Genomic DNA, 14,759 nt, shown 5'->3' on the forward strand with positions numbered 1-14,759 from the left:
CCCCAAGGCAAGGCCTTAGGGAATGTGTCCATAAAATATTGCCCTCACTCAGGCTAAAAGCTTAGTTCAACCAGGTTTATGCATTAGCCAATCTACGCCATGACCACAGGTATTACGAGATGAAATTGCTTTAAGATAATTTCTATAGGATTAATTACTACAAAAAAGTATTTTTTACTATTTAACTATACTTTTATACTATTTTAACTATTTATGTACTTTATTATTTTTATTTAAATATTATTTTTAATTATTTGACCATAACAAGTACGTCCTTTGGTCTTATTTGGCTACGACTATTTATCTATTAACTTTAATAACCTCTTCTAGCATGAAAAAGAAACCAAGCTCTCGGTATTGCCCATGTCTGTTAATATTAATTTTTACGATGATCTTTTTTTCTTGTCAAAAAGTGGAAATGGAACCTATCGCAGATGAAGAAACCCCATTCGAAAGTGCAGGAATGGCAAAGACCTTACTGGGCAAAAAACTGGAGAACCCCTATTCCGTCACCAATATGCGAAAGGCCCTGGAAAGTTTCAGGAGTTCGGATCCCAAGGGGCGGGAAGCGGCTGACTTTGAGATAGAAGCTACACACTACTATGTGAGGCTATTTACGGAGTCGGACGAACAGCTTCTTCGACTTGAAAAGGACTCGCTATATCTATTTGATTACCCACTTGACTATGAGATTGACTCCCTGGGGGATTATTATATGGATCCGGAGGTAGATCCCGAAGAGGGCAAGTGGTATTATACATCCGTACCCGTCGATTATCGGTTTCCCGATATCCAATATGAGATACTGGAGGAGCTATTTCTCCTCGATGAAGAAGACACCACTGCCGCTAACGGAAAGCTGGCATCTTTGGATTTTCTTTACGAACTTGAAGAGGAATCCCTCAGGCTGACGGGCAACCTAAAGGAGCCCGAATACGATAAAGGGACATCCGGGGAGGCAAGCAGGGCAAAGATACATCCCCAGGGATATGTAAGGGTCTGGGATACCGAAAGACGAAAGCTTGTAGGAGTGGAGGGCGTGAAAGTAAGGACCAGGCGGTGGTTCAAGTACGGCAGGGACTACACCAATTCTTTGGGGTACTACAGGATAGACAACAGGTATAAGCGTGACGTCCACTATACGGTGTTCTTCGAAAACGCATCGGGCTTTAAGATATGGAGCAGTACGGTGGACATTTCCAAGGCGAGCCACCATGTGGGCAAGCACAGCAGATACGACCGTAATATCGACATGTATACCGATTCCAGAGCTTGGCGGTTCGCCACGGTAAACAACGCAGCGGTCAAGTACCGTAACTACTGTGGACGGTTCGGTATAGGCCTGCCGCCTTCCGACCTGAGGATCGTGGCATCGGATGGAAGTGGGGGAGGTGCTGCGCCGATGCTCCGAAGGGTGTGGGGCTTCTATGGCTTTACCTCCAAGTCCAAGGTAGTGTCATTCCTCGGCAAGGTCGCGGGAATGCCGGCGACTATTCTGGGCAATACCCTGCTCCGGTTTATCCTTCCAGACATCATCGTCAAGGCCAATTCAGCACAGGGCACCGCCGCCGTGTACGAAACAGCCTTTCACGAGCTGGCCCATGCCAGTCACTATGCCAAAGTGGGAAACAACTACTGGATCCGGTACATCAACTACATCGTTACCTACGGGGTTTACGGTGACGGTACGGGGAATAATGCCGGACTATGTGCGCTGGGAGAAGCCTGGGGGTATCATATGGGATATAGGCTTACCTTGGAGGAATTTGGGAATACCAATAGCAGGGTCTCTTTAAGTGCTTTTGAAAATTTTGATCCGCTGAAAACAGGGGATAAAAATGATGACATAAGGCCGTTTAAACCATTATTCTCATATTGGAACGGTTGGATTCCCGCTGGTATTATGTATGACATTATCGATACCAACAGAGATTGGTTAAGGTCTGGATTTTACGATGATGTGGCCGGCTATACACATAAAGACTTGTTTAATGCACTTGACAAGGATGTGGACACTCCACAGAAGTTCAGGGACCGGTTGCTAAAGGAAAGTGGCAATTTGGATAGGGCGGATTTAGAGAATTTATTTGAGGCTTATTATTGGAAATAGACATGAGAAATCTTTATATAATAGTAACACTTGCTGTTGCAATAGCATCTTGTGATCCAGTAACATTTATCAGTTATAAAATAGAAAACTCCAGTAATGAAGAGCTCTCTATCTATTTTTACAGCTCTATAAATGAGGTTCAGGACACATTGGTTTTAAAGGCAAAGTCCACTGAGTTTTGGCAAGATGTATCGGTTGGGGCAGATACTCCAGAAAAAATTGATTTAAATCAATACTATGATTCCATTAAAGTAGAGTCAGCAAATAGGGTAATAATCAACTACACCCCTGAGACCACAGGCAAAACAATATATGACTACAGTTACTGGTCAGAGCACAAAAAGGGCAAACGGAATTACGAATACGTGTATGAGATCACGGAAGAGGATCTCGCTTCGGGAGCTGGGCAGTAGGTCCAGTAGATTAAACATGAAATATATGCCCCTAGCAAAACCATCCGCCCCTCGCTTGGCTTACTAATTCCTCATAGAGAAAAGTGTAGCTGGTAACATGATCAAAAAAAAACCGATGTAGGTGGTATGGAGGTAAAAAACTCCATGCTAGCGGTTCCGCAGCTCAGCTGTCGGAACAACGGCTATCTGCTGTGCGCTTAAGCTGCTTCAACCCGGTTTATGCATTAGGAATCGTCATCGCCTGTCCCGATAGCTATCGGGAAGGTTTGAAACTGCAAGAAAATCAGACTGTTTGGAGATTGAGGCATAGCACAGCTATGGTGAAATCGAAAACAGCAGCGAAGCAACTGATTTTGAAGCAGTTTCAGACCGCAATAGATAGGCTAATGCATATTCCGGGTTAAAGGCGATTTAATTAGAAAACCCCAGCAGCCTCCTTTCAGCGTGCTGGGGTTTTCTCTATTTTTACTTGATCGATGGGCTTATTTCACCTCTTCCAGGTTGGGCTATATTACTTCACACCAAAGTGGTATTTGATGTTATGGCTGTAAGTTTCTCCGGGGTTTAACCTCGCCGAAGGAAAGCTCTCCTCATTGGGAGAATTTGGGAAAGTCTGCGGCTCCAGGCAAAGTCCAAAATACTGATCGTAAGAGACCCCGTCCACGGTGATGGTTCCATCAAGGAAGTTGCCGGAATAAAACTGTACTGCAGGAGAATCTGCATATAACTCCATCACCCTACCTGACCCGGCATGATAGAGCTCGGCCATTTTGGTCATTTGACCATCCGCTTCGGCCTTTACGACATAGTTATGGTCGTAGCCACCTTTTACCTGCTCGATACGCTCACCGATCTGGTGTGCAGTAGTGAAGTCAAATGGGGTTCCCTTTACCGGCGCCACTTCTCCAGTAGGAATCAGCGTTTCGTCCACCGGAGTGTAGTGATTGGCATACAAGGTCAACTCATGTCCTAGAATATTTTCCTTCAGCCCGCTCAGGTTAAAATATCCGTGATGCGTCAGGTTAACGATCGTAGCTTTTGTCGTCACTGCTTCGAATGCCACCTCTAAGTTGTTGTCATTGTCCAAGCTGAACGTAACGATCGTGGTCAGCTCTCCAGGATAACCTTCCTCTCCATCAGCACTTACATATGTCAATGAAAGGCCTACTTTTGCTGGGTTCTCGATCGTCTTGGCTTCCCAAAACACCTTGTTGAAGCCCTTGTCACCACCGTGCAGATGGTGAGCTCCATCATTGGTGGCCAAGGTATATTCTTCTCCGTCCAGTTCGAATTTTCCTTTGGCGATCCTATTGGCATAGCGGCCTACCGTGGAGCCAAAATAATTGGTACTGGTACTGTACCCCTCCAAATCCTGATAATGAAGTACCACATTTTCCAGGTTTCCTGCCTTATCCGGCACCACCAGTCGTGTGATCACTCCACCATAGTTGGAGATATCCACTTCCACTCCATTGCTGTTTTTTAGCGTATAGATCTGGGCTTCCTTACCTTCTACGGTAGCACTGGCCTCAGAAATACTTAGCCCACTGTCTGGAGATTGGGCGGTGACCTCTTTGGATGACTTCTCTGATGATTTTGGGTTACAAGCGTAAAAAGATAACGCAGCAGCAAGTACTACGGCACCAATAGCATTCAACTTTAATAGGTTCATAGGTTTTATTTAGTTATTTGGATTATATCACTAGTCATTGTTCTTTGATCTATGGCCTTGCTACTCGGCACTTCATACCTCGTACTTCTTAGCAGCCTTGTCCATAGTAAGCATCCTTACCGTGCTTGCGCTCATAGTGCTTTTTGATCAAAGCCTCTTTTAAGCGTGCAGCATTAGGATTTATTTGCAGGGTAAGATAGGCCATTTTTGCTACTTCTTCCAAGACCTTGCTATTATAAACTGCCTTGGCTGCTGATTTCCCCCAGGTGAACGGCCCGTGGCTCCCCACTAGGATCATTTCCACTTCCTCATAGTCCAAGCCTTTCTCTGCAAAACAATCCAAAATCTGCTTCCCTGTCATGTGCTCATAATCTCCTTCGATCAGCTCATCAGCCATGGGAGGAGCACATGGAATGTCCTTGGTCAGGTGATCAGCATGCGTAGTGCCAAAAATCGGCACGTCCATCTGCGCCTGCGCCCAAGACACACCGTAAAGCGAATGGGTGTGGACAATTCCTCCAATATTTCCCCATTCCTTATACAGGTAAGCATGGGTTTTGGTATCGGAAGAAGGACGCATCTCGCCTTCCACGATCTTCGCCTCAAAATCACAAATCACGATATCTTCCACCTTTAGTTCTTCATACGCCACACCACTGGGCTTGATCGCAAAAACACCTTCTTTTCTATCTACGGCACTGACATTGCCAAAAGTATACACGACCAAGTCCAGCGCGGGAAGCTGCATATTGGCTTCGTAGCATTCTCGCTTTAGCTCAAGGAATCTACTCATTGGTTAATTATTTTATGGGTTGTGAATGTCTCATTGCTTAACAACCCACAAGTTAAAAATAATATTTGTAAATATTACACTTATTACTATCGTATCATTGAAAAGGCAACTACTAGACTCTACCCTTAATTTATCAAAATGAAATGGACGACTTCATAAACTCAACAGACTTAAGACCGCCCTCAAGGATAACAAAACAGGTCTAATTTACACGCTTTGAAATAAATTATCTGCACTTCGTAGATTCGTCATCATCCCAGGCGAGATAATTTTATTCTACAATTTACGCAAAAACCTAGGAGAGTTATTTTCCCCAACAAAAAACAATCCTACAAGAAACACAACAACTGCTCCATTTTCATCTATAAATACACTAAATTAAGTATTGATTATGAAGCTACACTTTGCAAATTTTACCCATGCAAAAAGTCATACCTTATTACTGGTGCCTATTTCTGTCCATTTTTGCCCACACTGCCTTCCCCCAAGCGTCCCTCCCTGTCTTTAGGGCTTATGGTGCCGATCAGGGGATCAACCAGCCTTTTCCCTATGACATCCTCCACAGTGAAAGTGGATATGTATGGATAGCTGGTGAAAATGGCCTTTGGAAATTTGATGGGCAGAATTTCGGGCATTATACCCATGAGGTAGGCGACAGCGCCTCATTGGCATTTGATTTTATCTGGGTGCTTTTTGAAGACAGCAATAGCAATATATGGGCGGGAACATATGGAGGTGGTGTCAGTAAATATGACCCAAGAACGGATCGATTCACCAACTTTTCGTACAAAGAAAATAACCCCAACAGCCTTAGCGATGACCGAGTCAGGGGGATCGCCGAAGATCCTAACGGCAATATCTGGTTGGGCACCAGCAATGGACTCTGCAAGTATGCTCCTTCCAGCGGTCAGTTTACCCGATACAGCACTGAGGATGGGCTGTTCAGCAGCACCATTCGTCAGATCAAACTGTCAGCAGACCAGTCACAGCTTTTTATCGCCACCGGAAACGGACTGAACTTCTTGGATTTAGAGACCATGGAGTTTTCCGGTATTCAGCATGCAGCTGATGATCCCCAAAGCCTGAGCCATTTCTATATTTATGACCTTCAAGAGTATCCCAAAGGCACCTTATGGATCGGGACTGGCGAAGGCCTGGACAAGTTTCATCTGCCTTCTGGTCGATTTACCCACTACCAATCCTCCTCAGCTCCTTCCATGATCAGTCATGATGTTATCTTCTCCATTGAGCATCACCCTGACCATCCTGGCAAGTTATTCGTCGGTACCTTGGATGGGCTAAATGTGCTGGACATCAAAAAGGAAACGTTTGAGCGCATCCGGTCAGACCGCTCCAACCCCAACAAGCTCCAAGGAGACAATATCTATAAAGTAAGTGCAGGACGGGATGGAAGCCTTTGGGTGGCAGTATATAACGAAGGTGTCTTCCAGTATCATCCCCACTACCACAAATTCAACTCCCTCCGACTTATCCCTGATGCGACGGACAAATACTATTCCCGTGTATCCAGCATGATCCAGCACGATGAAGACGAGTACCTGTTCACCACTTACGCTGGGCTTTTTGTCAGGAATTTCAAAACGGGAAAGACAGAAAAATACACCATCAAAAAAGGTGATCAAAGCAGTGTCAACAGATTGGCCATGATCACCAGGATCAGTGAAGACATCTACTGGATTGCTACCTGGGCGCACTTTGTCTATGAATGGAACCACCGCACCAAAACCCTCCGCCCACTTCAGCACAAGACGCCTTCTGGAGAGTTTTTTCCGGAATTCAACCTTCCGATCTTGCATGATAGCCAAGGGAGAACATGGATTGGCAACTCAGAAAAAGGGCTTTTTATCTGGAATCCTGAGACCCAAACGGCAGTTCCTTTCCCACTCAGTGACAGGCTTATCCAAGGGGACAACCACGATGAATTTATCTCCTACATTTTTGAGGACAGCCAGCACCGGATTTGGGTGGGCAGTCAGGGAGGGCTTAACCTCCTTAATGAAAAAGACAGCAGCTTCACCAAGTTTGCCCACGAAGAAAACAATCCCCAAAGCCTCACCAACAATAAAATCAACCATATCTCAGAAGATCATCTGGGCAACCTGTGGGTAAGCACCGAGCTTGGACTAAGTAAGTTCAACGTGGAGAATAAGACCTTCACGAATTATTACACGCGCGATGGCCTACCGAGCAATGTCATCAGCTCCACACTTGAAGACACCCAGCATAACCTTTGGATAGCTACTGCGGAGGGTATCTCCATGATGAACGCAGCAGATGAATTCAGGAATTACAACCAACAGGACGGGTTAATGGACAATTACTTTATCTTCCGCGCTGCCTACAAGGACGATGACGGAAGGCTGTTCTTTGGGTCATCCAGTGGTCTGGAATATTTTGACCCGCTTAGGATTCCTGAAAATACCAGTCCGCCCAACGTTCAGATTACAGGAATTGACTTGTTCAACACCCCGATAACTCCTGGGGATTCCTCGGGGATATTGCAGAAGGCCATCCCTTACACTGAAGCCATCACCTTTGACCATGAGCAGTCAGTCATTTCCTTCCACTTCACTGCCCTAAACCTGGTCAATGGCCACAAGAATAAATTCCAGTACCGGCTTTATGGCTATGACAAAACCTGGCGACCAGTCACTTCCAACCGAAGTACTACCTACACCAATTTACCCCCGGGCAATTATACTTTCCAGGTCAAAGCCTGTAATAACGATGGCTTTTGGTCCACTGAGAATGCCAGTATTGCCGTCACGATCTTACCGCCTTGGTACTTGACTTGGTGGTTCAAGACCCTATTTACGATTGCATTGCTAGGCGTAATTCTTTACCAATACCAGCGCATTTCGCAAAATAAAGAACGACTCGAAAACCTCGTGGTACAGCGCACTGCCGAAATCCAGCTACAGAAAGAGCAGATAGAAGTACAGCACGACAGCTTACAACAAAAAAACCAGCGGATCGAAAGTCTCCTGCGCGAACTGAACCACCGTGTCAAAAACAACCTCCAGCTCGTCTCCAGTATCCTCAACCTTCAAAGCAGAAGTGTCAAGGACAAAAACGCCAAAGTGGCCCTGATCGATGGAAGGATGCGGATGCAGGCATTGTCCCTTCTTCACCAGAAATTATATGTCACTGACGATGATTCCCAAGTCAACTGCAAAAACTACATCAATGATCTATTTGACCAGATAGAAGCAGCCTTCAAAAGCAGGTACAAAGCTTTTCAGTATGATTTTACAGGAGATGATTTCTCCTTAGGACTGGACAAAGCCATTCCGCTGGGATTGATCCTGAATGAGTTGATCACCAATTCTTTCAAGCATGTTCAGAAAGAAAAGATCGAGATCCACCTCTCCTTGCGATTGGAAGAGCAAATCGTTCATTTTACCTTTTGGGACAATGGGCGGGGACTTACCGCTTCCACCATTAGGGAGTCCCACTCTTTTGGGTGGAGTATGATCCGGTCACTGGTGCTGCAGCTGCATGGGAAACTGGATATCTCAGAAGGCGAAAACACTAAAATCCAACTTATTTTCAAGAAATAAAGCGATGGAAAACACCAAAAAAGTACTGATCATAGAAGACGAAATGCTCATTGCCAAAGACCTTTCCTACTTGCTCGAGGACATGGGCTATAAAAACATTGGAATCGCCAATAATGGGGACAAAGCCCTCGAGCTATTTTGTGACAATCACGTAGACCTGGTGCTGTGTGACATCAATATCAACGGGGACAAGGACGGCATCGAAACTGTACAGGCCATCCTTCAATATAAAAAAACTCCCATCATCTATATCTCGGCCTTTTCGGACAATAAAACGGTACAAAGGGCGATCGCTACCGCCCCTTCTTCCTTTCTCACCAAACCCTACAACGAACGAAGTGTCCAAATTGCCATCGATTTGGCTTTCGCCAATTTTGAGCAAAAAGCCCTCCACTTGGAGGAAAATGAAATTTACCAAAAGCTCACCCAGCGCGAACGTGAGATCATTGCCTTAATAGCAGAAGGGAAAACCAGTGCTGAAATTGCCGAGCAGCTTTTCATCAGCCCTACCACAGCCGCCAAACACCGCAATAACATCTTGGCCAAAACAGGCTGTAACAACACCTCGGAGGTCATCAAACTAATTTACACGTAAGGCCAATTCTTATTTACCTCAGTTCGATTATAAAATCGTTTCCGTACAGTGGTCGGAACATACACTGCGAGGCTTAGAGGGAGATTTGAGGGCTGGAAGCCGTGGCAGCTCGCCGCGGCGAGTTGCCACACCCTTTTCCAACCCACATCCTCCTTAAAAGGGTTCGCTTTTAATACTAAAATTAAGTCGAGCTCAGGTTAATACATAAATTTTGCTGTTCGTGAGTTGTATTTCCGAATCGAGATAATGGGAATTTGAAACCGCCCTATGCCCTATGTGAATTTACAGACATCAATAAAATATAGATTTTCATCAACATACATGCGGTAGCCTGACTACTATTATTGTCCCGACAGCTGCGCTGCGGAAACACGAGCATGGAGTTTTTAACCTGATTTATGGATGCCTAAGACAGCCTCACCATTGCCTTGATGACCTTATTTGCCGGATCTAGCCAAGAAGCAAAATCAGCTTTCACTTGGTCAAAGTCCACCTGATGGGTAATATAGGAAGCTGCTTTCACTTGATGTTCTTTCAATGCCTTCAGTACAGTATCAAAATCCTCTCTGGTGGCATTTCTACTGCTCATCAGGGTCGATTCCCGTTTGTGAAACTCCGGATGGTTAAACTCAATGGGGCCTTTTTGCAAGCCTACCAATACATACCTTCCACCATGTGCCATCAGCCCAAAGCCATTGTGAATAGCGACCGAGCTACCCGTGGCATCGATGACGGATTCGGCAAAACTTCCGCCTGTAATTTCCTCGATTGCTGCTTTGTAATCACCTTTGGCATTGACTGTGTGCTCGATGCCAAGTGTTTCGCGGCAGAAGGCCAAGCGATCCTCGTTAATGTCCATGGCAATTACTTCTCCTCCGGCAATCCGCGCAAACTCCATCACCCCAAGACCGATCGGGCCGGCTCCCATTACCACCACAAATTCTCCTGGCCGCACTCCTGCTCTTCTCACGCCATGCGCTCCGATGGCCAATGGCTCGGCCAAAGCCAGCTGGTCAAGAGTGAGTCCTTCTTGTTTGACCAAAGACGAAGAGGGCACAGTAATATATTCTTTCATCCCTCCATCTTCATGCACGCCAAAGACACTGATCGTGGCACAGCAGTTTGGCTTACCCGCCTTGCAGGCCACACATGTGCCACAGTTAAAGTACGGAATAATGGTCACCAGGTCTCCAGGTGAAAAGCCATCAGCCCCATCGGCTTCTACCAATTCACCGGCCAGCTCATGCCCCAGCACCCGCGGATAGCTAAAAAAAGGCTGCGTACCCTCAAAAGCATGAAGGTCCGTGCCACATATCCCAATGCGCTTGATCTTTATAATCGCTCTTCCTGACGTTAGTGAAGGCTTTTCTCCTTCGCTACAGTCAAAATTTCCTGGCGCTGTACAGGTTAGTATTTTCATAAGTTGGTTATTGGATATTTAGTTATTGGATAATTCAGGTATGGGAACGGTACCAAATGTAGTTGACAGAACTGATGTTTCTGCCTTTGGTACCTTTTGACGCTTGACCAAACCCAAAAGTCTCCCAAAGGTCATTAACTCCTTACTTCGTTCCATCCTGCCCTTTCGGGTGTTGCATTCCAACAATTATTGAACCTTATAAAACAGGGCATGTGGAAGCAATACACTGTTTTGCTCCCACATGCCCTTATTTTTAATTTAAATTCCTATCAATCTCCTGCTGCCATTGCAGGGATCTCTTTCTTGTGTTTGTAATGGTAAAGCCCATAGGCTACTACTACCAAATAACAAGCTGCAGGGACAAAGAATGAAAGGTGAATACTGTCCAGACCATCGGAAACCAATCCTTGGATAAATGGGAATATAGCACCACCCAAAATGGCCATGATCAACCCAGATCCACCCAGTTTGGTGTCATCACCTAGGCCTTCCGCAGCAAGCCCATAAATGGTCGGGAACATGAGGGACATACACCCTGAAATGCACACCAGCGCAACAGACCCTACCATGCCATTTCCGAAGATCACGACCATGGTCAGCGCAATAGCACCCATAGCAGAGATGGCCATCAGCAAGCTAGGCCGTACGAATTTCATCAAAGCAGTAAACAAGAAACGGCTCACCGTAAACAATACAATCGCTGCGAGATAATAATCTGAGGCATCGCTTTCGTTCATATCAAGCTCTATCATGACATAACGGATGGTATAGGACCAAATCCCAATTTGCGCACCCACGTAAAAAAACTGCGCCAATACCCCAAAGACATAATTTTTATTGCCCAAAAGCCGTTTTAGACCATTTCCTAGAGAATCCTGAAGACCTCCTTCTGAGGCAGTTGGCATTTTGGTGAATTTGATCAATACCCACATCAGCACCAAAAACAGCGCAACCCCAACATAGGTACTCATCACTGCATCCAACTCTGCTTGCCTTACCTGCTGCAACTGCTCTATTGTCATTTTACTTCTCTCATCTGCCTCCGCCACATTCAGCTGGGAAAGAATAAAGAGTTTGCTCAGTAATACTCCAATGATAGAGCCTACGGGGTTAAAAGACTGAGCAAGGTTAAGACGTCTTGTGGCCGAGGCTTCTGGCCCCATTACCATGATATAAGGATTGGCAGACGTCTCCAAGATGGACAGACCTCCTGCCAAAACATACAAAGCAAAAAGGAAGAATCCGTAGGACATGGTAATGCTGGCGGGATAAAACAACAATCCTCCAACGGCAAACAAGCCTAGTCCTAGCAATACGCCAGATTTATAGGTGTATTTCTTGATGTATATCGCCGCTGGCAAGGCCAAGCAGAAATAGGCACCATAAAAAGCCAATTGGATCAGACTGGTCTGCGTATCGCTCATGCTGAGGATTTTCTTGAATGCCGCCAGCAACGTATCTGTCATATTATTGGCCAGTCCCCAAAGCAAGAAGAGACTGGTAAGGAGTATAAATGGCCACAGGGTCGCTTTCGATACCAAGGCCGTTTTTGATGGGTTATTCATGAATTTATAGTTATTGGTTATTTGGTTACTACGTTATTTAGTTAATGGTTATTGGGACGGTGGTAGTCGGTGTTCGACTTGACGCAAATCGGGACTTGTCTTCATTCTCGTCAAATGTAAACTCCCACTGTCTGCAACAGCTGTAATTTATCAATTTACTACCATTTATAAAGGACTGTGCTCGTGCAGCAATCCTCTTTCATGCATTGCTGCCCAAAATTCAGCAGGCAAGGTTTTTTCCGTCGCGTCCACATTCCTTTTCACCTTGGCAGGGTCAGAGGTGCTAAGTGCGACACAGGCCACTCCCGGAGCAGACAGTCCAAACTGTACACAGGCATGTGCTGGTGGTATTTCAAATTCCTTACAGAGAGCAAAGAATTGCTCTCTCCACTCAAAGCGGGCCTTATTCTCTGGTGAATCAGGCTTGATCAATTGGTAATCGTAATAATCTCCCCCCACCAAAAAACCGGATTGGAAGACAGCAGAATTCAGAATACCGACACCATCATCGGACAACTTCTGCATAAACTGCAATAATTCTTGTGGGTGGGAATGGATGGTCATGCTATTGGCAAACATCACCCAATCCAACTTGATATGCTCATAGATCCTCGGAATGACCTTCCAATCTTTTGCGCCCACGCCAATTCCTTTTACCAAGCCTTTTTTCTTTAAATCCTCCAAAGCCCTGTAGGCTTCCAAGACATCTTCAAAAAGGGCTTTTTCCTCCTCAGCAGAAGTGGCTTTGGCCAAGTATTCATCAGGATCATGGACAGATGCCAGTTGTGTGGAATACCCCTGTAGCAGTTCATTGCCTTCTTCAAAACACTCCAATATGCCATTATAGCTGATTTTTTGGACCGCATCATGCTTCAGGTCTCGCCATACGCCTTTCTCAAACTGCGGCTCATCCCCTACCAGCGGGCTTCTCACCCAGCCTAGTTTGTTGCTGACCACTACTTGGTCTTTGGGCACGTTTAATGCGTTCAGGGCATTGCCCAAGGATTCCAAGGCCAGACCGGCTCCATACTTTCCTGCCGAATCGAAAAAAGTCTGTGGCTGGGTATGGCGAATGCTCTCTTTTACAATGGCTTCTTTTTCTTTTGGATCAAGGGCTGTAAACAAATTGCCCAGTGTACTGGTGCCAAAAACGATGGATGGTACTTTGATTCCTGTGTTACCTAATGGTCTTAATTTCATACTCTTTATTCCTTCTCATTTTGGGAAAAACACTCCAATTTAACCATATTTTTGGTCAAAAAAATACCCCTGCCAATTCTCATGGAAAAGCAAGTACCTGCAAAGGTTTGCGAGAAGCTTTGCAGGTCAAAATAATTTTATTTTTTTTACATTATGAAGAAAAAAAGGGTAACACTGAAAGACCTGGCCAATGAACTGGGAGTGTCCATTTCAACAGTAAGCAGGGCACTAAAAGACCATCCTGACATCGATAAAAACCTTACCAAGAGAATACAGGCCCTCGCCCAAAAGTGGAATTACATCCCTAATCCGCTCGCCATGGGGCTCCTCCGTCAGCAGACTCGGGTAATCGGAGTGATCGTCCCCGATCTGGTGACCTATTTCTTCTCCTCCATTATTTCCGGAATCGAAGACGAGCTTCAGCAATCTGGCTATTATATCGTCATCTCATCCTCAAAGGAATCGATGGAAAAGGAAATCGAATGTGTCAACAATCTGCTTAACTTACGCATCGATGGCCTTATCGTCTGTTTGGCACAAAACAGTAACAACAGAGAGCACTTTAGAAAAGTAATGGAACACCACGTTCCCTTGGTGTTTTTTGACAGGGTGTGTTTAGAAAAAGAGGTTTCCACAGTGGTCGTGGACAATGTCTCCATGGCCAAGGACATCACAACACACTTCCATGCCAATGGCGCCCGTACTCTCGCCCATATCACGGGACCAAAGCACCTGAACATCGTAAAAGAAAGAGCAGAAGGCTTCCTTAAAGGCCTAGAAGAAGTAGGCATCCCGTATGACGAAAAGTACTTGGTACATACAGACCTCTCTACAGAAAGTGCAGAAAAAGCCATCACAGGGCTTCTTCGCCTTCCCCAGCGGCCAGATGCCATCCTCGGGGTAAATGACACCGTTATCTTCGCCACCATGAAGGCTATCAAAACATTTGGCCTAAAGATCCCAGATGATGTGCTACTGGCAGGTTTTTCGGATGAGTTCCACGCTACCGTCGTCGAGCCCAACCTCACTTCCGTGGCCCACCCCACACATGAGATCGGCCGCAATGCTGCCAAACTAATCCTCGAACAAATCGAAGAAGAAAAGCCTATCCAAAAGAAAATAGTCCTCAACACCTCCCTACATATTAGGGCCTCTTCCCAACAAAAATCAACTATTACTCCATGACCATGGACCATTATCTCTCTAGGAACAGCGAACTTCCTTAAAAATAAAGCATATGCTTCCATAACTTTTGGTACCTTTGCTCAATAGAACACTACCGGCAGAGTGCAAATAGCCGGAAAACATAAACATATTTATCCATCCATATCCGGAGATTTTGTCGGTTTCGGCCATAAATTAGGCCCAAAAGCAAATCCTGCACTCGATTGTTGACCTGCCCGGGAATAC

The 14,759-nt window shown here is 45.5% G+C and carries 10 protein-coding genes; 5 read left to right on the forward strand and 5 right to left on the reverse strand.

The genetic code is table 11. The features are described from left to right. Positions 1-331: 331 nt before the first annotated feature. Together DN752_RS08875 and DN752_RS08880 are read left to right on the forward strand one after the other, a co-directional pair. The gene (locus DN752_RS08875; protein ID WP_162633178.1) at positions 332-2,110 is read left to right on the forward strand and encodes a hypothetical protein; all 1,779 of its coding nucleotides are present in this window, start codon (positions 332-334) and stop codon (positions 2,108-2,110) included. Between the two features lie 2 nt (positions 2,111-2,112). Beyond that, positions 2,113-2,523, forward strand: a complete 411-nt coding sequence (locus tag DN752_RS08880; protein ID WP_112783612.1) for a hypothetical protein — start codon at positions 2,113-2,115, stop codon at positions 2,521-2,523. A gap of 511 nt (positions 2,524-3,034) precedes the next feature. Here DN752_RS08880 and DN752_RS08885 read toward each other — a convergent pair. Further along, entirely contained in the window at positions 3,035-4,195 is a 1,161-nt protein-coding gene (locus tag DN752_RS08885) for an aldose epimerase family protein (protein ID WP_112783613.1), read from the reverse strand. Positions 4,196-4,283: 88 nt separating this feature from the next. Next, positions 4,284-4,988 carry an L-ribulose-5-phosphate 4-epimerase gene (locus DN752_RS08890; protein WP_112783614.1) on the reverse strand — a complete coding sequence of 235 codons (705 nt, stop codon included), beginning with the start codon at positions 4,986-4,988 and terminating at the stop codon, positions 4,284-4,286. Positions 4,989-5,407: 419 nt separating this feature from the next. Between DN752_RS08890 and DN752_RS08895 the strand changes: the two genes are divergently transcribed. Both DN752_RS08895 and DN752_RS08900 read left to right on the forward strand, forming a co-directional pair. Continuing rightward, entirely contained in the window at positions 5,408-8,569 is a 3,162-nt protein-coding gene (locus DN752_RS08895; protein WP_112783615.1) for a ligand-binding sensor domain-containing protein, read from the forward strand. Between the two features lie 4 nt (positions 8,570-8,573). Continuing rightward, positions 8,574-9,164 carry a response regulator transcription factor gene (locus DN752_RS08900; protein WP_112783616.1) on the forward strand — a complete coding sequence of 197 codons (591 nt, stop codon included), beginning with the start codon at positions 8,574-8,576 and terminating at the stop codon, positions 9,162-9,164. 406 nt (positions 9,165-9,570) lie between these two features. Here DN752_RS08900 and DN752_RS08905 read toward each other — a convergent pair whose 3' ends face one another. From DN752_RS08905 to DN752_RS08915, 3 genes are all read right to left on the reverse strand, one after another. Continuing rightward, on the reverse strand, positions 9,571-10,584 hold the full coding sequence (locus DN752_RS08905; RefSeq protein WP_112783617.1) for a zinc-binding alcohol dehydrogenase family protein: 1,014 nt from the start codon (positions 10,582-10,584) through the stop codon (positions 9,571-9,573). 269 nt (positions 10,585-10,853) lie between these two features. Then, positions 10,854-12,149 carry an L-fucose:H+ symporter permease gene (fucP, locus tag DN752_RS08910; protein ID WP_112783618.1) on the reverse strand — a complete coding sequence of 432 codons (1,296 nt, stop codon included), beginning with the start codon at positions 12,147-12,149 and terminating at the stop codon, positions 10,854-10,856. Between the two features lie 165 nt (positions 12,150-12,314). After that, positions 12,315-13,349 carry an aldo/keto reductase gene (locus DN752_RS08915; RefSeq protein WP_112783619.1) on the reverse strand — a complete coding sequence of 345 codons (1,035 nt, stop codon included), beginning with the start codon at positions 13,347-13,349 and terminating at the stop codon, positions 12,315-12,317. A 153-nt stretch (positions 13,350-13,502) separates the two neighbouring features. Here DN752_RS08915 and DN752_RS08920 point away from each other — a divergent pair, with 153 nt between their 5' ends. Then, positions 13,503-14,534, forward strand: a complete 1,032-nt coding sequence (locus DN752_RS08920; protein WP_112783620.1) for a LacI family DNA-binding transcriptional regulator — start codon at positions 13,503-13,505, stop codon at positions 14,532-14,534. Positions 14,535-14,759: the final 225 nt, after the last annotated feature.

This window comes from Echinicola strongylocentroti (assembly GCF_003260975.1).
Classification (GTDB): domain Bacteria; phylum Bacteroidota; class Bacteroidia; order Cytophagales; family Cyclobacteriaceae; genus Echinicola; species Echinicola strongylocentroti.